Origin of the sequence: Brevundimonas sp. UYEF29 (assembly GCF_040546195.1) — a bacterium.
In the GTDB taxonomy this organism is placed as follows: domain Bacteria; phylum Pseudomonadota; class Alphaproteobacteria; order Caulobacterales; family Caulobacteraceae; genus Brevundimonas; species Brevundimonas huaxiensis.
In genome coordinates this window covers 253,105-271,428 of sequence record NZ_JBEPNH010000002.1, presented here as the reverse complement: position 1 = coordinate 271,428, position 18,324 = coordinate 253,105, and the positions used below count along the sequence as shown (strand labels likewise).

Here is an 18,324-nt window from a genome sequence, read left to right as displayed (position 1 = left end):
GCGAATCTTCGAATCGCGAGGCGCCGCTCGGATAGGCTGTCGCCGTCGCCGTCGGCGCATTTCGATCCCCTGCAAAGGCGAGCTTAACCGATGCGCCGTAACATGGGTTTGAGTTCGAGAGAGTGCGCCATGACCTGTTCGCCCGTTGCGGCCCTGGCCTTTCCCACAGCCGATGTCGATCTGGACACCTTCTTCGATGTGTCGCTGGACCTGCTGGTGGTGCGCGAACTGGATGGGCGCGTGGTCAAGGCCAGCGCTTCGTGGTTCACGGTGCTGGGCTATCGCCCCGACGAGATCGAGGGCCAGGGCCTGCTGCGGCTGATCCACCCGGATGACCACGCCGCGACCCGCCAGAGCATCGTCGAGGTCGAAAACCGGCGGCCGGGCGATCCGGTCATCGGCCAGATCAACCGCTATCGCCATAAGGCGGGTCATTACGTCACCGTCGAGTGGCGCGCCCATCGCCAGGGCGACCGCATCTATGGCATCGCGCGCGATGTGACCGAAAAGGTCGCTGCCGAACGCGCCCTGCGCGAGGCCACCGCCGCCGCCGAGGCCGCAAACCGCGCCAAGTCCGACTTCCTGGCCAATATGAGCCATGAGATCCGCACGCCCCTGAACGGCGTGATCGGCATCGTCGACGCCCTGTCGCGCACCGAGCTGACGCCCGAGCAGGCCGAGATGGTGGCCCTGATCGCACGATCCGGCGTGACGTTGGAACGGCTGGTGTCCGACATTCTGGACGTGTCCAAGATCGAGGCCGGGCATCTGGACCTGGAAAGCCGACCCTTCGATCTGGACGAGGCCATCGCCGCCCCGCTGGATGTCATGCGGTTGAAGGCCGAGGCCAAGGGACTGACCTTCGACATCCGCCGCGACGCCGATGCGCGCGGCATGTTCGTCGGCGACAGCACCCGCATCCGTCAGGTGCTCGACAACCTGTTGTCCAACGCCATCAAATTCACCCATCAGGGCTCGGTCGGCGTCGTCCTTGCGGTGGACGAGGATTTCGACGGCCTGACCCAGCTGACGCTGCGGGTCGAGGATACCGGCGTCGGCTTTTCTTCCGACCACGCGGCCCGCCTGTTCGATCGGTTCAGCCAGGCGGACAGCACCATCACGCGCCGGTTCGGCGGCACGGGCCTGGGCCTATCGATCTGTCGTTCGCTGGTCGAGTTGATGGGCGGGCGGATTTCCGCCGCCTCCACCCCAGGCGTCGGCAGCCGGTTCACCGTCGAGATCCCCCTGAAGCGCGCCGCCTCGCTGACCGAACACGATGCCCAACGACGCGCGCGTGCGGCCGAGGCTGACCGCCCCCTGGCGCCCCTGCGCGTGCTGCTGGCCGAGGATCACCCGGTCAATCAGCGCGTCGTGCAGTTGATCCTGGCGGCCCACGCCATGCAGGTCGTCACCGTCGCTGACGGTGAACAGGCCCTGGCCGCCTTCCAGTCCGAGACCTTCGACCTGATCCTGATGGACATGCAGATGCCGGGCATGGACGGCTTGACCGCCACCCGCGCCATTCGTCAGGTCGAGGCCGCCCGTCCCGATCAGGCCCGCACGCCGATCATCATGCTCAGCGCCAACGCCATGAGCGAGCACCGCGACCAGGCGTGCGACGCCGGCGCCGACCTGCACATCCCCAAGCCCATCACGGCCGCCAGCCTGCTGGCTGGCATCCAGGCGGCGACCGCGCCCTGATCCGACATTGACAAAGTTTGCCAAGCGGCCATTCTCGTTGATAGGAAGCTGACCATGGCGACGATGAACATCTCACTGCCCGATCCAATGAAGGCCTGGGTCGAGGAACAGGCGAAATCCGGGCGCTACGCAAACACGTCGGACGTGGTGCGCGACCTAATCCGCCGCGAGCAGGTCAAGGCCGAGAAGATTGCGCATTGGCAAAGGCTGATCGTAGAGGCCGACGCCTCCGGTGTTTCCGACCAGTCGCCACGTGAAGTGATCGAGGAACTGCGCGCCCAGTTGCGTCGCGCCTCCTGATGCTCCGCCTAAGCCGCGCGGCGCGGGCGGACTTGCAGCAGGTCTATCTGCAAGGCCTCGAGCTGTTCGGGAGCTGTCAGGCCGATGACTATATCGAGGGTCTGTTCGCGAAACTGGACTTGCTTGCGGATTTTCCACGTCTTGGGGCGGCTCGACCAGAGTTGAGCGCGGACGCCCATGTGATCTTCTACAAAAGCCACGCCATCCTCTATCGAATCGACGATGCGGACGTGTTCGTCCGACGCATTCGGCACGCGCTGGAAGACTGGCAGTCCGACGCAACTGGCGTCGGATCGAGCGACGAACGGAGCGAACCATGACCCACCCCATCCATGTCGGCATCGGCGGCTGGACGTTCGAGCCTTGGCGCGGGGTCTTTTATCCAGAGGGTTTGGTTCAGAAGCGCGAGCTGGAATATGCGGCGTCGAAACTGACCTCGATCGAAATCAACGGCACCTATTATTCGACCTTCAAGCCCGACAGTTGGCGCAAATGGCGCGACGAGACGCCGGACGGCTTCGTCTTTTCGGTCAAGGCCAGCCGCTATTGCACCAATCGCAAGGTGCTGTCCGAAGGCGCGGAAAGCTTCGACAAATTTCTGTCTCAGGGCCTGACCGAGCTGGGCGACAAGCTAGGGCCGATCAACTGGCAGTTCATGGGCACGAAGAAGTTCGATGCCGAGGACTTCGAGGGCTTCGTGAAGCTGTTGCCCAAGGAGAAGGACGGGGTGCGGCTGCGGCACGCGCTTGAGGTCAGAAACCCGACCTTCGCCACCGAACAGTTCTATGACCTGGCCCGCAAATACGGCGCGGCCATCGTCTATGCGGTCGATGATGAGGAGCCGACCTGGCCCCAGATCGACGTGGCGACCGCCGATTTCAGCTACGCCCGGCTGATGTCCAGCCGCGAGGCCGAGCCGACCGGCATGACGGCGGCCGAGCTGGAGGCGGTGGCGGATCAGGCGAAAGCCTGGGCTAAACGCGGCGAGGTCTTCGCCTATTTCATCTCGGGCGCGAAGGTGCGGAACCCTGCGGCGGCTCAGGCGCTGATCGCCAAGCTGAAATAGCGGTCCGTACGCTTGCGGACCCGCGGCCGCCCTCTCATCTGAGGCCGGCTCACTGCAAAGCCTGAAGGACTTTCCCATGCCGATCGCCACACGCGCCTTCGCCGCGACCGCCGCCGACAAGCCGCTGACGCCCTACAGCTTCGAGCGCCGTGATCCGGGCCCGGACGATGTGCTGATCGACATCAAATATTGCGGCGTCTGCCACTCCGACCTGCACGCCGCGCGCGGCGAGACGGGCGGCACGGCCTTCCCCCTGGTGCCGGGTCATGAGATCGCGGGCGTGGTCAAGGCGGTCGGATCAAACGTCACCCGCTTCAAGGAAGGCGACCGCGTCGGCGTCGGCTGCATGGTCGACAGCTGCCGCGAATGCGCCTCCTGCCGGGAAGGCGTCGAACAATATTGCATCCCCGGCTTCACCGGCACCTATGGCGGCAAGGACAAGAAGGGCGGCACCTCGGAAGCCATCACCCAGGGCGGCTATTCCGACCACATCACCGTCGATCAGCATTTCGTCCTGTCCATCCCCGACAGCCTGGCCCTGGACGTCGCCGCCCCCCTGCTGTGCGCCGGCATCACCACCTATTCGCCGTTGAAGGAATGGGGCGTGGGCCCCGGTTCCAAGGTCGCGGTCATCGGCCTGGGCGGCCTAGGCCACATGGCCGTCAAGCTGGCGGCGGCCATGGGGGCGGAAGTCACCGTCCTGTCCACCTCGGACCGCAAGAAGGCCGACGCCGAGCGGATGGGCGCCAAACACTTCCTGATCAACTCCGACAAGGATGCGATGAAGGCGGCGGCCGAGAAGTTCGACCTGATCATCAATACCGTTTCGGCCACGCACGAGATCGCCAGCCACATCCAGTTGCTGGCGCGCGACGGCACGATGATCATGCTGGGCCTGACCACCGAGGGCCTGCCGGTTTTCGCCCTGCCGCTGCTGTGGCGTCGTCGCCGCATCGCCGGCTCGCTGATCGGCGGCATTCGCGAAACGCAGGAGATGCTGGACTTCTGCGCCGAGCACGGCATCGCCTGCGACATCGAGACCATCGCTCCGGATCAGATCAACGACGCCTATGAGCGGATGCTGAAATCCGACGTCCGCTATCGCTTCGTCATCGACATGGAAAAGCTGGCCGCCTGATCGCCGGGACGAAGATCAACGAAACGCGACGGAGGCATGAAACTTCCGTCGCGTCAGATTCTCGCCTTGCGCGCTCGCGCTCGCACGTTAATCCTGAACTGCGACAAGGCCTTCTGAAGGGTCTGCACAGGGACAGGAGACGATATGGCGCGCGTAGCTTTCGTGACGGGCGGGACCCGGGGCATCGGCAAGGCGATCGTTCAGCGCCTGCATGAGGACGGCTTCAAGGTCGCCGCCGGCTATTCCGGCAACGACGAGGCGGCCAAGGCCATCGCCGATGCGCTGGACGTCATGGTGGTCAAGGGCAACGTCGGCAGCTTCGACGACTGCGCCCGCGCGGTGAAGGAGGTCGAGGAACAGCTCGGCCCCATCGACATCCTGGTCAACAACGCCGGCATCACCCGCGACGGCTTCTTCCACAAGATGAGCCACGACCAGTGGTCCGATGTCATCCGCGTCAACATGGACAGCGTCTTCAACATGACGCGCCAGGTCATCAACGGCATGCGCGACCGGGGCCACGGGCGCATCGTCAACATCTCCTCGATCAACGGCCAGAAGGGTCAGATCGGCCAGACCAACTATTCAGCCGCCAAGGCCGGGATGATCGGCTTCACCAAGGCGCTGGCGCTGGAAAATGCGCGCAAGGGCGTGACCGTGAACTGCATCGCGCCGGGCTATATCGACACCGAAATGGTCGGCGCCATGGACCCCAAGGTGCTGGAAGGCATCATCAGCCACATCCCCGTCGGTCGCCTGGGCAAGGGCGAGGAGATCGCCGACATGGTGTCCTGGCTGGTGGGCGAGCGTGCCGGATATGTCACAGGCTGCACACTGTCGCTGAACGGCGGTCAGTACCTGGTGGGTTGAGGCGGGCTTCGCCCAAAATCCGCCGCGCGCGGGTTTCATCAAGTCTGTCATGAAGTTGTTGGGATCGGTCAGGGCGAAAAAGTCGCCACGCGTGACCGCGATGGCGGTCGCCGCCATCGCGGTCATTGGCGTGGGCGTCGCCGCGCCCGTGGTCGTCCCGACCGAAAGCCAGGCCCAGTCCCGCCGGACCGTGCCGCCGACCGCCCGCTACGTCAGCAGCAACGGTCAGGGGTTCATCCTGGACACCTCCGGGTCGCGGCCTCTGATGCGGCTGGAACGCTCGACCGAGATCTGGGTCTTGCGGCCGACTCCCGCGCCGCGCGGCGACATCATCTATCGCAACGACAATGGCGATCAGGTGCTGAAGGTCACGCCCGACGGCGCGATCACCCTTTACACGACCACCGCCCCCCAAGGCTCGCCCGCCTCGCGCGTTGGCGAGGCGCCGGGTCTGGCCAGCGCGGCCATGACCGGCGCGCAGCTGGTCGACTACTTCATGCGCCAGAGCTACCGCGCCAGCCAGGCGATGGGCCGGCTGATCGTCATCGACGTGGATATCCAGCCCGGCTCTGAACAGGTCGCCGCCGACACCGTCTCGGCCGCCAGCGACGCCATCGTGCGCATGGCGCGGTCCTCCAACCTGCGCGCCCAGGTCGAGCGGGTACGTCGCGTCGTGGTGTCCGATCAGGGACGTCCCGGCGTCAGCCTGGTCCAGGGCACGCTGCGGATCGTCATTGACGCCGACGCCGGCATCGCCGGCCGCCCGTCGTCGGCCCGGATCGTGCGGGTCGTCGGCGGCGACGCCCTGAACCGCTAACCCTGGAAGCTGTCCTTGGCCGCCCGGCGCGCGGCGAACTGATCGGCGTCCGTCGCGGTCAGGAACGGGTTGAACCGCTTCTCCACCCCCAGCGTCGTCGGCACGGTCGGTTCGCCCCGCTCACGCGCCGCGAAGATCGCCTCGGCATGGGCGGCGGTCTCGGGCCGGTCATCCAGGCTCAGGGTGAAGCGCGCGTTGGACGCCGTATATTCGTGCGCGCACCAGATCACGGTCTGGTCGGGCCAGGCCTTCAGCCGCTGCAGGCTTTCGAACATCTGCTCGGGCGTGCCTTCGAACAACCGGCCGCAGCCCAGGGCGAACAGGGTGTCGCCGGTAAAGGCCAGATCGTCCCCCGGCGCATGAAACACCACATGGCCCAGCGTATGGCCGGGCGTTTCGACGACCTCGAACCGCGTCTCACCCACCATCACCACATCGCCGTCAGCGACCAAGCGGTCCAGCGGCGCGATCTTGCGCACCTCTTCCGGCCCGACGATTTCGCAGGCCCATTCGGCCTTCAGCCGCGCGTTGCCCTCGGTGTGATCGGGGTGCCAGTGGGTGTTCAGGATCAGGTCCAGACGCCCCCAGCCCAGGCCCTCAAGCTCCTCCAGAATGCGCGCCGCGTCCGGCGTATCGACAGCCGCGACCACGCCGGTCGCCGCATCGCGGATCAGGAAGCCGTAGTTGTCGCTGCGGCAGGGAAACAGATGCACATCCAGGGTCATGCGCCCATCCTAGCAGCAGGGCCGCCGACAGGCCTATAGTGGGCCCATGCGGCGCAGCATCGACGAGCTTCGAACCTTCTACGGCGAGCCGACCGGGGCGCTGGCGCGACGGCTGGTGGCGCGACGGCTGGACGACGCCTGGGGCGAGGCGGCCGATTGCGACGTGCTGGGCGTCGGCTACGCCACCCCCTGGCTAGACGCCTTCGTCGGCGCGCGGCGCGTCGTCGCGGCCATGCCGGGCGGGCAAGGCGTCGAGCATTGGCCGACGGTCGGGCGCAACCGCACCCTGCTGGTGGACGACCGCCGCCTGCCCTTCCCCGCCGGATCGTTCGATCGCATCCTGCTGGTCCATGCTCTGGAAGAGGCCGACGACCCCGCCGCCCTGCTGCTGGAAGCGGTGCGCGCGCTTTCGCCGACCGGGCGGATCATCCTGGCGGCAGCGGCGCGCGGCGGCCTGTGGGCGCGGGCGGACAACACCCCCTTTGGTCACGGCCGACCCTTTACCCGGCGCCAGCTGGAGCGGTTGGTGCGTGATGTCGGGCTGGAGCCGATGGCCTGGTCCCAAACCCTTTATGTCCCGCCCTGGGGACCGATGCTGCCGCTGGCCGAAGGGTTCGAACAAGTCGGGCGCCGGGTCTTTCCCGGAACCGCCGGGCTGATCCTGCTGGAGGCCTCGCGACACAGCTATGCCCGCATCCGCCCCAGCGGCCATACCCAGCGCGTCGCGGCCCCCGTCCTGGCGCCCCAGCCGGCCGCCTCCGTCTCTTCGCGGGGCGAACACCGCGACTGACGGCGAGTTGACCGTCGCCCCATCTGGCGGGCAGCACGAAACCGCCTTATGGCGAAGGCCATGCACCGAGTGATCCTGATGCGGCACGCCCAGGCCGAAGCCTCCGCCCCCTCTGGCGGCGACGAAGCCCGCCCCCTGTCCGCCGCCGGCCGCGCCGAGGCCCTGCTGATGGGGCGCGCCCTGGCCGAGCGGGGCCTGAAGCCGGACCTGGCCCTGGTGTCCACCGCCGTGCGCACCCGCCAGACCTGGGAGCAGATGCACGACGCCTTCGGCGATGTGGAAGTCCGCGACGAGGACGCCCTCTACAACGCCCCCTCCGACGTGATCCGCCGCTTCGTCGAGGCCAGCGAGGACGAGGCCGGCTGCCTGCTGATCCTGGCCCATAATCCAGGGGTGCACGTGCTGGCCGCCGAATATCTGATCGAAAGCGCCGCCTCGCCGGCGGTGGTGGACAAGCTGTCGGCCGGCTTCCCGACCGGCGCCGCCGCTCTGTTTAGCGTCGATGTCGCGGGGCGCTGCACCTACGAAGGCTTCCTGACGCCGCGGTCGCTGGGCGCGCCATCCGCATGAGCGACGTCGCTTACAAGATCGTCGATGCCGCCGAATGGCGCGCCGCCGTCGCCGAGGGCCGATACGACGGCGCGCCCGTCGATCTGGCCGACGGCTACATCCATATGTCGACCGAGGCGCAGTTGGCCGAGACTGCGCGACGGCATTTCGCCGGGCGCGGCGACCTGCTGCTGCTGACCGTCGATCTCGGCCGGTTCGGCGACCACCTGATCTGGGAGCCGTCGCGCGGCGGCGATCTGTTTCCGCATCTCTACGCCCCCCTGCCCGTCGCCACCGTCACGGCCTCGCGCGCCTTCTCGGTCACGGCCGACGGCGAGATGGCATTCGAGGACGACGCATGAGCCTGGCGAATGTGAGCGCCGCCCTGCTGCGTCAGCTAGACCCGGAGCAGGCGCACCAGTTGGCGATCAGGGGACTGGCCCTCGCCCCCCTGCCCGTCCCGCCCGCCGACGATCCGATCCTCAAAACACAGCTGGCGGGGCTGGACCTGCCCAATCCGGTCGGCCTGGCGGCGGGTCTGGACAAGAACGGCGAGGCCTTGCGCGGCCTGTCGCGCCTTGGTTTCGGCTTCGTCGAATGCGGCTCGGTCACGCCCCGGCCCCAGCCCGGCAATCCCAAGCCCCGCCTGTTCCGCCTCAGTGAGGACCGGGCCATCATCAACCGGATGGGGTTCAACAACGCCGGGCTGGACGCCTTCGCCGAGCGGCTGGACCAGCGCCCGAGGGGCGTCGTGGTCGGCGCCAATCTGGGGGCCAACAAGAACACCGAAGACAAGGCGGCTGACTATGTCGCCGGTCTGCAACGCCTCGCCGGCCGCGCTTCCTATTTCACCGTCAACATCTCCTCACCCAATACGCCCGGCCTGCGCGCCCTTCAGGGCCGCGAGCAATTGGATGACCTGCTGGGCCGTATCGACGCCGCCCGTCCCGTCGCCGCGCCTGACCGCGTACCCGTCTTCCTGAAGATCGCGCCCGATCTGATCGCCGATGAGATCGGCATGATCGTCGAGGCGTCTCTGGCCCACCGGATCGACGGTCTGATCGTGTCCAACACCACGCTGGAACGTCCCGAGAGCCTGCGCTCGCCGCACGCCCGCGAAACCGGCGGCCTGTCCGGCGCGCCCATCCGTCCGTTCGCGGAAAAGGCCCTGCGCGCGGCGGCCGAGGCGGCGGCCGGTCGTCTGCCCCTGATCGCTGTCGGCGGCATCGACAGTGGGGCCGAGGCCTATGCCCGCATCCGCTTGGGCGCTTCGGCGGTCCAGATCTATTCCGCCCTGATCTATGAAGGCCCCGGCCTGGTCGCCCGCATCAAGCGTGATCTGGCCGCCCGCCTGCGCGCCGACGGCTTTTCCACAGCCGCCGAGGCGGTCGGCGCGCCCCGTTGACGGAGCGTTAGTGTCGATAGGCCTAGAGTGACCGATGCGAGCGATCTGCGTTCGTCATTCGAGGGCCTGAATGAAATCGACCGCCGTCGATATCGCTGAAAGCAGCTGGACCGCCGCCGTTCGTCAGCGCACGGGCGCGGCGGTGCAACGGGTCGTGGCGGCGGCGGCTGTCGCCCTGGTCGTGACCCCGATGGTCGGGGTGCGGTTCACCCTGGGCTGGGTCGTCCTGTATATGGCTGTCCAGGCCATGGAGGTGGTCGTCTATCGACCGATCCTGAAGGGTCCCGACGAGCTTTCCACGGGCCGCAAGCTGGCGATCCTGGCCGTCGTCTTCGCCAATTCGACCGTCTTCTCCTCGCTTTCCCTGGTCCTGTGGTGGATCGGCGGCGCGTTCGGCGGTGTGTGCGCCGTCCTGATGCTGACCGCGGTCATGCTGACGGCGATCGTGAACGCCACCCGATGCCAGGCCGTGATGGTCGCCGGCCTCGCGCCCCAGGTCGGCTTCCTGCTGGCGACCCCCTTCTTCGTCTATGCGCTGCACGCGCCCGGCCCGCTGGTCATGTCGGCCGCAGCGGCCGTGGTGCTGTTCACCTTCTATGTCGCCATCACCGGCCAGCGCATGGTCGAGGCCAGCGTCACCGTCGTTCGCGCCCACGCCCTGGCCGAAGAATCCCGTCTCAGGGCCGAGCGCAGCCTGGCCGACCACACCACCTTCCTGGCCGCGATCGGCCATGACCTGCGCACCCCGATCGGCGCGATCCTGGCCGGCGCCGCCGAGCTGCGCGCGCCCGACGCCCAGTCGCGCAACAGCGCCAACCTGATCACCGACGCCGGCCTGATGATGAAGGCCCTGCTGGACGACCTGCTGGACCACACCCGGATCGGCGCCGGACGGATGACGGTCGAGGCCAAGGACTTCGACCTGCGGCAGATGCTGGCCCAGACCCTGATGCTGTGGCGCGGCGTCGCCGACGCCAAGGGGCTGAAGCTGCGCATCGAAGGCGCCTCGGCCATGCCCCGCCACGTCAAGGGCGACGTCATGCGCATCCGTCAGGTGCTGAACAACCTGATGTCCAACGCCATGAAGTTCACCGAGCAGGGCCAGATCACCCTGCGGGTCCAGGCCTGGCCCGAGGAACCGTCGGGATACGCCCTGCTGTTCGAGATCGTGGACACGGGTCCGGGCATGACGAGCGATCAACTGGCCCGCCTGTTCACTCCGTTCGACCAGACCGCGGACGGCGTCTCCGCCCGCTACGGCGGCTCGGGCCTGGGACTGGCGATCAGTCGCAACCTGATCGACCTGATGGGCGGCCGACTGACCGTGAGCAGCGCGCCGGGTCAGGGCTCGCGCTTCACCGTCTCGCTGATCCTGCCGCGTGGCGACGAGGCGACGCAGATCGTCGAGGTCGTCGATGAAAGCCGCCTGGACATCGCCCGCTCGCTGACGCCCTCGGTCGCGCCCGCGCCCAAGCCCGCAGCCGTCTCGCCTGCGCCTGAACCAGCACCCGCGCCCGAGCCGGTCGTCGCGAACCCAGCCGTCGCCGACGAGGCCGAAGACCAACCGCTGCGCCTGCTGGTCGTGGACGATCACGACATCAACCGCCGCGCGGTGCAGCTGATCCTTCAGCCGCTGGGCTGCGAGATCACCACCGCCGCCGACGGCATGATCGCGCTGGAACGCTGTCAGGAGGCGGTGTTCGACATCATCTTCATGGATGTGCGCATGCCCGAGCTGGACGGGCGCGAGACGACCCGTCGCCTGCGCGCCGGCGGCGGACCCAACGCCGCCACCCCGGTCGTCGCCGTCACCGCCGACACCGCGCCCGAGGACGTCGCGGCCTGTCAGGCGGCCGGCATGGCCTATTTCGTCTCCAAGCCCCTGACGCCGCCCGCCCTGATCGGCGCCTTGCAGCACGTCCTGAACGACACCGCCGCTCAGGCCGCGACCGAGGCCGCCTGACCCCGAATGGTCGCGGTCAGACGCGCGGCGAAATCAGGCCGTTTTATCTCGCATTCCCAGACGACGACCACGCGCCAGCCCGAGGCCTCCAGCGCCTGGACAGCAACAGCGTCGCGAACGCGGTTTCGACCGATCTTGGCGATCCAGTAATCGGCGTTGGTCTTGGGCTGGCGTGATCCACGGGCGCAATCATGACCGTGCCAGAAGCAGCCGTGGACGAAGAGGGCGACCTTGCGACCCTTCATCACCACATCCGGGCGACCCGGCAGACCCATGCCGCCCAGTCGATAGCCGATCCCGGCCGCACGCAGGATCCTGCGCACGGCCAGTTCCGGCGACGTGTCCCGCCCCTTCACGCGACGCATCACGGCGCTGCGCTTCTCCGGGCTGAACACATCCGAGTTCACGATCAATCCACGCTCAAGTAGCGAAGCGGTAGCGTGGATTGATCCAATTCAGAGCTGCGCCAGCAGATGCTCGGCCGAGGACACCTTGAACTCGCCGCCCTGTTCGATGTTCAGCTGCTCGACGACGCCGTCCTTGACCAGCATTGAATAGCGTTGCGAGCGCTCGCCCAAGCCGAAGCCCGAACCGTCCAGCACCAGACCCAGGGCGCGGGTCAGTTCGCCGTTGCCGTCGGCCAGCATGACGATGCTGTCGTCGGTGATGCCCTGGCTCTCGCCCCAGGCCTTCATGACGAAGGCGTCGTTGACCGAGATGCAGGCGACCGTATCGACGCCCTTGCCCTGGATGTCGGCCAAGTGATCCTTGAAGCCCGGCAGGTGGCGCGCCGAGCAGGTGGGGGTGAAGGCGCCGGGCACGGCGAACAGGGCCACGGTCTTGCCGGCGAAGATGTCGTCGGTGCTGACGGGCTTGGGCCCCTCGGCGGTCGCTTGGGCGAGGGTTGCGTTCGGGATGCGATCGCCGATCTGGATGGTCATGTCTGTCTCGCTGAGGTTTGAGGCCGGCCCGTTTGAACGGCCGTGTGCGACACATAGACACCACGGGCGACACCGCAAGCGCCGGTTCGGCTTGCTTGCGCCGCTTTCCGGACGGATGATGCCAGGATCATGAGCCAAGCCTCCACCCTGACCGGCCGACTGCTGGTCGCCATGCCCGGGATCGACGACGCCCGGTTCGAACACGCCGTCATCCTGATCTGCGCCCACGGGCCGGATCACGCCATGGGCCTGCGGCTGGATCGACCGGCGCCGGGGGTGGATCTGAAGACGGTTCTGGACAAGCTGGACGCGCCGGCGCCCGATCAATCCATCGGTCGCGCGGTCCTAATGGGCGGACCGGTCGAGCGCGAGCGCGGCTTCGTGCTGCACACCGACGACTGGACGGTCGGCGACGACACCCTGGCCTTTGGCGACGGTCTGGCGATGACCGGCACGCGCGAGGCGCTGGCCGCCATGACCGACGAGGTCGCCGGTCCGCGCCGCTCGGCCCTGTTGCTGGGCTATGCCGGCTGGGGCGAGGGGCAGTTGGAGGAAGAACTGGCCGACAACGTCTGGCTGACCGCCGACGCCGATCTGGACCTGATTTTCGACGGCGAACACACGTCGAAATGGACGCGCGCCCTCGCCCAGCTGGGCGTGGACGCGGCCATGCTGTCGAGCCAGGGCGGCCGGGCCTGACGCCAGACCGCCCCCCTTGACGATTAGAAGCGGTAGTTCATGCCGATGCGGAACATGTGGGTTCCGAAGCGACCGTTGCCGCGCACCATGTCCGTGCCCGTGGTGTTCGGCGCCAGGATGAACGGGTTGGTCGCCGGGGTCGTGCCGGTATTGCCGACGCGGATCACCGGGCTGTCGACGTCTAGCGAGGTGTAGAGGTATTCGCCGCTGACCGTCAGGCCACGGCCCAGAGCGTATTCCACGCCGCCGCCGGCCTGCCAGCCGTCGCCGTCATCACCCTCGCTGGTTTCGGTGAAGCTGTTGGCCTGGTTGGAGGTGCGGAACTTGTTCTCGAACTTGCCGTAGGCATAGCCGCCGGTGCCGTAGATCAGGGCCGGGCCATAAGCATAGCCCAGCTTCAGACGAGCGGCCGCGGTGCTCTCCAGCTCGCGCGTGAAGGTGTAGAAGGCCGGAGTGGTCGAAAAGCCGGTCACCGAATCCTGGACATTGTTGACGCTGTATTCGGCCAGGGCGCCGACGACGAAGTTGCCGAACTGCATGTCATAACCGGCGCGCACACCCGCTTCGACGCCGTCGTTGTCGTCACGGCAGCCGGTGCCGGGCGCGGTGCTGGTCGCCATGCCGCCGCAGAAGCCGGGGCTGAAGGCATTGGCGCCGGCGGCCGTGGTGACCTGGTCGCCGTAGTTGCCGTCCAGATTGCGGTCGAAGCGCAGGATCTCGTCGCCGTCATCGTTCGACTGGTTGTAGCCGCCGAAGATGCCGATGTAGGGGCCGGACCAGTCGGGGGCGACGGACTGGGCCAGGGCGGGGGTGGAAACCATGGCCAGGGCCAGGGCGCTGGAGGCAAGTGTCTTGATCATTTGGGGGAGGCTTTCGTGCCGAGAAAGTGCGGGCGCGACATCCCCGCTCGCCGTCACAAAAGCCGAAGGCGGCCACAGGTTCCCAAGCTTCTGCATCGCCAAATGTCGCACATCCGATCGCTGAGGTTGAGCGTATGGGCCGCTAACGCGTCGCCATCGACACCAGAAAAGCGATCAGCAGAACCAGGCTGATCCCCTGCCAGAACCGCACCGGATCGCGCTCGATCAAGGACAGCTGACGCGGCGGCGGAGCCGCGACGGCGCTGCCGGTTTCCAGCACATGGATCAGTTCCTCGACATCCTCGAACCGCTCGTTCGGATCGACGGCGACGGCGCGCATGATGGCCGCCTCCAGCCAGGCGGGCATGTCCGGCCGGTGTCGCGTCGGCGGTGCGGGCGCCCGGTCAAAGCGCGGCGCATCGGTCGGATCCACCTCGCCCCACGGATAGGTGCGGGTGAACAGGCGATACAGCGTCACCCCCAGGGCGAACTGGTCGGTGGCGGCGTCGCCGCTCTCGCCCGCATACATTTCCGGCGCCTTATAGCCGGCGGTGCCGGGCGCCTCGGCCTCGGCGAACTCCTCGGCCAGCCGCAAGCGTGCGACGCCCAGATCGACCAGTTTCAGCCCGCCCTGTGTCTCCAGGATCACATTGTCCGGCTTGATGTCGCGGTGCGTCACCCCCGCCCGGTGCAGGGCCGAAACCGCCCGCGACAGGCGCAGCGCCACGCCGATCCCCTCGCCGATCTCGAACGGCCCCTCCTGCGCCAGCCGCGCATGCAGGGTCTGACCGGCATGGAAGGGCTGGGCGATATAGAGGCGGCTCTGGCGACCGGCATCCAGGCTCAGCACCTTGCCGACGAAGGGGCTGTCGATGCGCCGGCCGATGAAGGCCTCGCGCAGAAAGGCGGTGCGGGCGCCGCGCTCGGACACCACAGCGGGCTTGGGAAACTTCAGCACGACCGCGCCGCCGTCGCCCAGTGTGTCCTTGGCCAGAAACAGGGTCGTATAGCGCCCGTCCGCCACGACCCGCTGCAGCGCGAAGCCATCGACATTATCGCCGACGACGGGCGGCGGCAGGATGGCCAGCCCTTCCGCTTCCGCCGTGATCGCCTCCCAGTCGGGCGCGCCGGTGCGGACCACGTCGATGACGATGGCGGTGGCGTTATCGCGCGGCCCCGCCGCCTCGACCTCGGCCAGGATCGCCTTGGCGTCCGCGTCGGGCGAACTGCGCCGCCCCAACAGGCTCGCGATCGCCGCATCGCCCAGCACCCCATGGACCCCGTCGGTGGTCAGCAGCAGCCGGTCGTGCGGCTCCAGCCGCACTTGCCGCACGTCCAGCTTCACATCCGCCTCGATGCCCACCGCGCGGTACAGCACATGGCTGAGCCCCTGCTGGGCCCGCGTGTGATCTTCCGTCAGCCGCGTCAGAACCCCATCGCGGAAATGCCAGGCCCGGCTGTCGCCCACATGAAGCGCCGTCGCCTCGCGCCCGCGCAGGATCAGGGCCGTAAATGTCGTCGCCGCCCCCTCCATGGCCGGATCGATCCGTCCCCGCGAATGGAGCCAGCGGTTGAAGCCCCTCAGCGCCTTGATGCCGTTGGCGGCGATGCCGTTCAGCGGGTTCTGATCCAGATAGCCGTCGATGAAGCTGCGCGTCGTCAGCTCCGCCGCCATTCGCCCGGCCTTGGATCCCGACACCCCGTCGGCGATCACCGCCACCACCCCATGCTCGCGCTGCTCGGCCGCCGTGCCGATATGAACGCCGCCGAAGTCCTGATTATCCGCCTTGGGCCCCTGCAAGGTCGCAAAGCCGGCGGCGATCTCCAGTCTGGCGTCGGTCATGGGCGGAACTGTCGTCGAAAGACGGCCCGCTGAACAGAGGTGTCAGAGCGCCAGGACGGCGCGCACCGCGACATAGGCGGCGACCACCAGGATCAGGCCCGCAAACAGGATGCGCCCAAGCCGGGCGTTCGACCCCAGCCGGCGCGCCAGCGGCAGACCCGCCGCCGTCCCGGCGACCCCGCCGACCGCCATGGCGGCGACCAGGCCCGGATCGACCCAGCCCGACAGCGCATAGTTGCCCGCCGTCGTCGCTCCGAATGCGGCGACACTGAGCAAAGATGTCGCCTGGGCGGTCGCCAGGCTCATCCCCGTCGACGCCATCAGGCCGGGCACGATCAGAAAGCCGCCGCCGATGCCGAAGAAGCCGGCGGCCGAGCCGACGCCGGCGCCCGCCATGCCGACGCGCGGCGACATGGACCAGTTCAGCCGGGGCTCGTCCCGCGCGACCGCCGCCTTGGGACGCAGCATCGACACGCCCACGGCCGCCATGGCCACGGCGAAGATCAGCAGCAGCTGATGGCCGTCGATTATCTTGGCCAGGGACGAACCGAACCAGGCCCCGGCCGCGCCGGTGATGGCGAACAGGGTCGCGCAGGGCCAGCGCACCCGCCCTGCCCTGGCCTGACCGGCCAGAGCCGTCAGGGCGTTCAGCGCCACCCCCGCCGCCGACACGCCGATGGCGACATGGGGATCGGCGACGCCGACGACATAGAGCAGCAGCGGTACGGCCAGAACCGACCCGCCGCCGCCGAACAGGGTCAGCAGCAGGGTGACGACGCCGCCGCTGAAGGCGGTCAGGACCAGCGGGGTCAGTTCGGTCGTCATCGGATCAGACCGCTCTTGTCACTGGCCGGGTCGCGGTTCTGTTCCACGGCATGACGGCCAGCAGCCGCGCCATGCCGCAAAAGCCCGTCGCGCCCGCGACGAACAGGCCCGCGCCGACGAAGGCTGACAGACCCCAGAAGGCCGGATGCACCAGCAGGCCCAGCGCCGCGCCGAGCAGGATCAGGCCGCCCGCGACCATCTGCACCTGACGCATCAGTTCGATCGGCTTGGAGCGGTCGGCGTGGGTGGCCAGGCCCTGCGCCTTCCACGCGTCCAGCCCGCCCTCCAGAACAAAGGCTTGGCCCGTCGTCTTGGCCGCCAGACGCTCGCAGTTGACGCCCGTCCGATTGCCGGTCCGGCAGGTGAAGATGACGTCGCGGCTGTCGACGCCGGCGGGCGTAAAGGCGTCGAAGGCCGACAGCGGCGCATGGACGGCGCCGACGACATGCTCTCTGGCGAACTCATCCGGCTCGCGAATATCGACCAGCACGGCCGTCTTTTGCTTCAGCCGACGCGAAACCTCGGCGGGGGAGAGGGGGGTCAGGACGCTCATGGGAATCATGCCTTTTCGGAGGAAACAGGGGGACAATAGATTTCGGCCAGCACGGCGATGACCTTCAGGACGGCCGGATCGGCGATGCGGTAGAAGATGGTCGTGCCGTCTCGACGCGTGCTGACCAGCGCCTCTTCGCGCAGCTTGGCCAGGTGCTGGGACAGGGCCGATTGCGACAGGCCGACCTGGGGCAGCAGTTGGCCTACGGACATCTCGCCCTCGCCCAACTGACACAGGATCATCAGCCGCTTCTCGTTGGACAGCGCGCGCAGCAGCGCCGCCGCCTCGCCCGCGCTGGCCTGGAAACGCTCAAGTCCGATGGTCTGAAGGTCGATCATGGGGCGCAATATATGCGCACTTGCTAAATAAGCAATGCCTAATATATTGGATCGCGAAAGGAGCGTTCTCCATGGCCCAATCTCCCGACGTCCGCGGCTTTTTCGATCCCGCGACCCACACCGTCACCTATCTGGTCAGCGACCCCGCGACGGGTCAGGCAGCGATCATCGACCCCGTCCTGGACTTCGACGCGCCCTCGGCCCGCACCTCGACGCGATCGATCGACGCCGTCATGGCGGCGCTGCGGTCGGAAACGCTGACCTTGGCCCTCGTGCTCGAAACCCACGCCCACGCCGACCACCTGACGGCGGCGGCGCATCTGCGTGCGACGACGGGCGTGTCGATCGGCATCGGCGGGCGGATCACCCAGGTTCAGTCCGCCTTCGGTCCCCTGTTCGGCGCCGACGATGTGCGCCCGGACGGCGCCGTTTTCGATCATCTCTACGCGGACGGCGACGCCTTCATGCTGGGCGACCTGACGGTGGAGGTGATCCACACGCCCGGCCACACCCCGGCCTGCGTCAGCTACCGGATCGGCGATGCGGTCTTCACCGGCGACACCCTGTTCATGCCCGACTACGGCACGGCGCGAACGGACTTTCCCGGCGGCGACGCCCGGACCCTGTATCGCTCGATCCAGCGCCTGCTGACCCTGCCCGACGACACCCGAATCTTCGTCGGCCATGACTACCTGCCCCAGGGCCGCACCGACTACCGGTTCGAGACCACCGTTGCCGAACAACGCGCGCACAATATCCACATCGGCGGCGGCGTATCGGAAGACGCCTTCGTCGCCATGCGCGAGGCCCGCGACGCCACCCTGGGCGCGCCACAACTGATCTTGCCCTCGCTTCAGGTCAACATCCGCGCCGGCGACCTGCCGCCCCCCGACACCAACGGCCAGCGCTACCTGCGCCTGCCGCTAAACGCGATCTAAGCC

The 18,324-nt window shown here is 67.8% G+C and carries 22 protein-coding genes; 14 read left to right on the top strand and 8 right to left on the bottom strand.

The genetic code is table 11. From position 1 onward, the window contains the following. Nucleotides 1-129: 129 nt before the first annotated feature. From ABIB58_RS04295 to ABIB58_RS04265, 7 genes are all read left to right on the top strand, one after another. Entirely contained in the window at nucleotides 130-1,701 is a 1,572-nt protein-coding gene (locus tag ABIB58_RS04295) for an ATP-binding protein (protein ID WP_039244795.1), read from the top strand. Nucleotides 1,702-1,755: 54 nt separating this feature from the next. Then, nucleotides 1,756-2,001 (top strand): type II toxin-antitoxin system ParD family antitoxin, encoded by a 246-nt coding sequence (locus ABIB58_RS04290; protein WP_045809783.1) that lies wholly within the window; start codon nucleotides 1,756-1,758, stop codon nucleotides 1,999-2,001. Then, on the top strand, nucleotides 2,001-2,321 hold the full coding sequence (locus ABIB58_RS04285) for a type II toxin-antitoxin system RelE/ParE family toxin (RefSeq protein ID WP_045809782.1): 321 nt from the start codon (nucleotides 2,001-2,003) through the stop codon (nucleotides 2,319-2,321). The genes ABIB58_RS04290 and ABIB58_RS04285 overlap by 1 nt, the downstream gene beginning before the upstream one ends. Next, a complete protein-coding gene (locus ABIB58_RS04280) occupies nucleotides 2,318-3,067 on the top strand; it encodes a DUF72 domain-containing protein (protein WP_354039252.1) in 750 nt (249 codons plus the stop codon). The genes ABIB58_RS04285 and ABIB58_RS04280 overlap by 4 nt, the downstream gene beginning before the upstream one ends. A 76-nt stretch (nucleotides 3,068-3,143) precedes the next feature. Further along, a complete protein-coding gene (locus ABIB58_RS04275; RefSeq protein WP_354039251.1) occupies nucleotides 3,144-4,205 on the top strand; it encodes an NAD(P)-dependent alcohol dehydrogenase in 1,062 nt (353 codons plus the stop codon). A 144-nt stretch (nucleotides 4,206-4,349) separates the two neighbouring features. Continuing rightward, nucleotides 4,350-5,075 (top strand): acetoacetyl-CoA reductase, encoded by a 726-nt coding sequence (phbB, locus tag ABIB58_RS04270; protein ID WP_039244832.1) that lies wholly within the window; start codon nucleotides 4,350-4,352, stop codon nucleotides 5,073-5,075. 100 nt (nucleotides 5,076-5,175) lie between these two features. Then, the gene (locus ABIB58_RS04265; protein ID WP_231576566.1) at nucleotides 5,176-5,892 is read left to right on the top strand and encodes a DUF4908 domain-containing protein; all 717 of its coding nucleotides are present in this window, start codon (nucleotides 5,176-5,178) and stop codon (nucleotides 5,890-5,892) included. Here the strand turns inward: ABIB58_RS04265 and gloB are convergent. Then, on the bottom strand, nucleotides 5,889-6,617 hold the full coding sequence (gene gloB, locus ABIB58_RS04260; protein WP_045809778.1) for a hydroxyacylglutathione hydrolase: 729 nt from the start codon (nucleotides 6,615-6,617) through the stop codon (nucleotides 5,889-5,891). The genes ABIB58_RS04265 and gloB overlap by 4 nt on opposite strands. A 46-nt stretch (nucleotides 6,618-6,663) precedes the next feature. On the opposite strand from gloB, the gene ABIB58_RS04255 reads away from it, so the two are divergent. The 5 genes from ABIB58_RS04255 (at nucleotide 6,664) to ABIB58_RS04235 (ending at nucleotide 11,324) form a co-directional block, all read left to right on the top strand. After that, on the top strand, nucleotides 6,664-7,407 hold the full coding sequence (locus tag ABIB58_RS04255) for a methyltransferase domain-containing protein (RefSeq protein ID WP_045809777.1): 744 nt from the start codon (nucleotides 6,664-6,666) through the stop codon (nucleotides 7,405-7,407). A gap of 60 nt (nucleotides 7,408-7,467) precedes the next feature. Next, on the top strand, nucleotides 7,468-7,977 hold the full coding sequence (locus ABIB58_RS04250) for a SixA phosphatase family protein (RefSeq protein ID WP_045809891.1): 510 nt from the start codon (nucleotides 7,468-7,470) through the stop codon (nucleotides 7,975-7,977). After that, nucleotides 7,974-8,318, top strand: a complete 345-nt coding sequence (locus tag ABIB58_RS04245; RefSeq protein ID WP_045809776.1) for a DUF952 domain-containing protein — start codon at nucleotides 7,974-7,976, stop codon at nucleotides 8,316-8,318. Before ABIB58_RS04250 ends, ABIB58_RS04245 begins: the two co-directional genes overlap by 4 nt. Further along, nucleotides 8,315-9,361 carry a quinone-dependent dihydroorotate dehydrogenase gene (locus ABIB58_RS04240; RefSeq protein WP_354039247.1) on the top strand — a complete coding sequence of 349 codons (1,047 nt, stop codon included), beginning with the start codon at nucleotides 8,315-8,317 and terminating at the stop codon, nucleotides 9,359-9,361. The genes ABIB58_RS04245 and ABIB58_RS04240 overlap by 4 nt, the downstream gene beginning before the upstream one ends. A gap of 70 nt (nucleotides 9,362-9,431) precedes the next feature. Next, complete coding sequence (locus ABIB58_RS04235; protein WP_354039246.1) at nucleotides 9,432-11,324, top strand: ATP-binding protein; 1,893 nt, start codon at nucleotides 9,432-9,434, stop codon at nucleotides 11,322-11,324. Here the strand turns inward: ABIB58_RS04235 and ABIB58_RS04230 are convergent. Both ABIB58_RS04230 and ABIB58_RS04225 read right to left on the bottom strand, forming a co-directional pair. Further along, on the bottom strand, nucleotides 11,300-11,731 hold the full coding sequence (locus tag ABIB58_RS04230; RefSeq protein WP_197070966.1) for a very short patch repair endonuclease: 432 nt from the start codon (nucleotides 11,729-11,731) through the stop codon (nucleotides 11,300-11,302). The two genes, ABIB58_RS04235 and ABIB58_RS04230, sit on opposite strands and share 25 nt — an antisense overlap. Before the next feature lie 48 nt (nucleotides 11,732-11,779). Next, a complete protein-coding gene (locus tag ABIB58_RS04225; protein WP_039244844.1) occupies nucleotides 11,780-12,265 on the bottom strand; it encodes a peroxiredoxin in 486 nt (161 codons plus the stop codon). A 129-nt stretch (nucleotides 12,266-12,394) separates the two neighbouring features. On the opposite strand from ABIB58_RS04225, the gene ABIB58_RS04220 reads away from it, so the two are divergent. Next, the gene (locus ABIB58_RS04220) at nucleotides 12,395-12,964 is read left to right on the top strand and encodes a YqgE/AlgH family protein (RefSeq protein ID WP_039244846.1); all 570 of its coding nucleotides are present in this window, start codon (nucleotides 12,395-12,397) and stop codon (nucleotides 12,962-12,964) included. Nucleotides 12,965-12,987: 23 nt separating this feature from the next. Here ABIB58_RS04220 and ABIB58_RS04215 read toward each other — a convergent pair whose 3' ends face one another. From ABIB58_RS04215 to ABIB58_RS04195, 5 genes are all read right to left on the bottom strand, one after another. After that, nucleotides 12,988-13,824 carry an outer membrane protein gene (locus ABIB58_RS04215; RefSeq protein WP_045809774.1) on the bottom strand — a complete coding sequence of 279 codons (837 nt, stop codon included), beginning with the start codon at nucleotides 13,822-13,824 and terminating at the stop codon, nucleotides 12,988-12,990. A 142-nt stretch (nucleotides 13,825-13,966) separates the two neighbouring features. Continuing rightward, nucleotides 13,967-15,667: a bifunctional protein-serine/threonine kinase/phosphatase gene (locus ABIB58_RS04210; RefSeq protein ID WP_045809773.1), complete on the bottom strand. Its 1,701-nt coding sequence runs from the start codon at nucleotides 15,665-15,667 to the stop codon at nucleotides 13,967-13,969. Between the two features lie 42 nt (nucleotides 15,668-15,709). Next, nucleotides 15,710-16,492 (bottom strand): sulfite exporter TauE/SafE family protein, encoded by a 783-nt coding sequence (locus ABIB58_RS04205; RefSeq protein ID WP_045809772.1) that lies wholly within the window; start codon nucleotides 16,490-16,492, stop codon nucleotides 15,710-15,712. Nucleotides 16,493-16,496: 4 nt separating this feature from the next. Further along, nucleotides 16,497-17,045: a rhodanese family protein gene (locus tag ABIB58_RS04200; protein ID WP_197070965.1), complete on the bottom strand. Its 549-nt coding sequence runs from the start codon at nucleotides 17,043-17,045 to the stop codon at nucleotides 16,497-16,499. A 5-nt stretch (nucleotides 17,046-17,050) separates the two neighbouring features. Then, nucleotides 17,051-17,383, bottom strand: a complete 333-nt coding sequence (locus tag ABIB58_RS04195; protein WP_045809770.1) for an ArsR/SmtB family transcription factor — start codon at nucleotides 17,381-17,383, stop codon at nucleotides 17,051-17,053. A gap of 71 nt (nucleotides 17,384-17,454) precedes the next feature. On the opposite strand from ABIB58_RS04195, the gene ABIB58_RS04190 reads away from it, so the two are divergent. After that, entirely contained in the window at nucleotides 17,455-18,321 is an 867-nt protein-coding gene (locus ABIB58_RS04190) for an MBL fold metallo-hydrolase (RefSeq protein WP_045809769.1), read from the top strand. The last annotated feature ends 3 nt before the right edge of the window (nucleotides 18,322-18,324 follow it).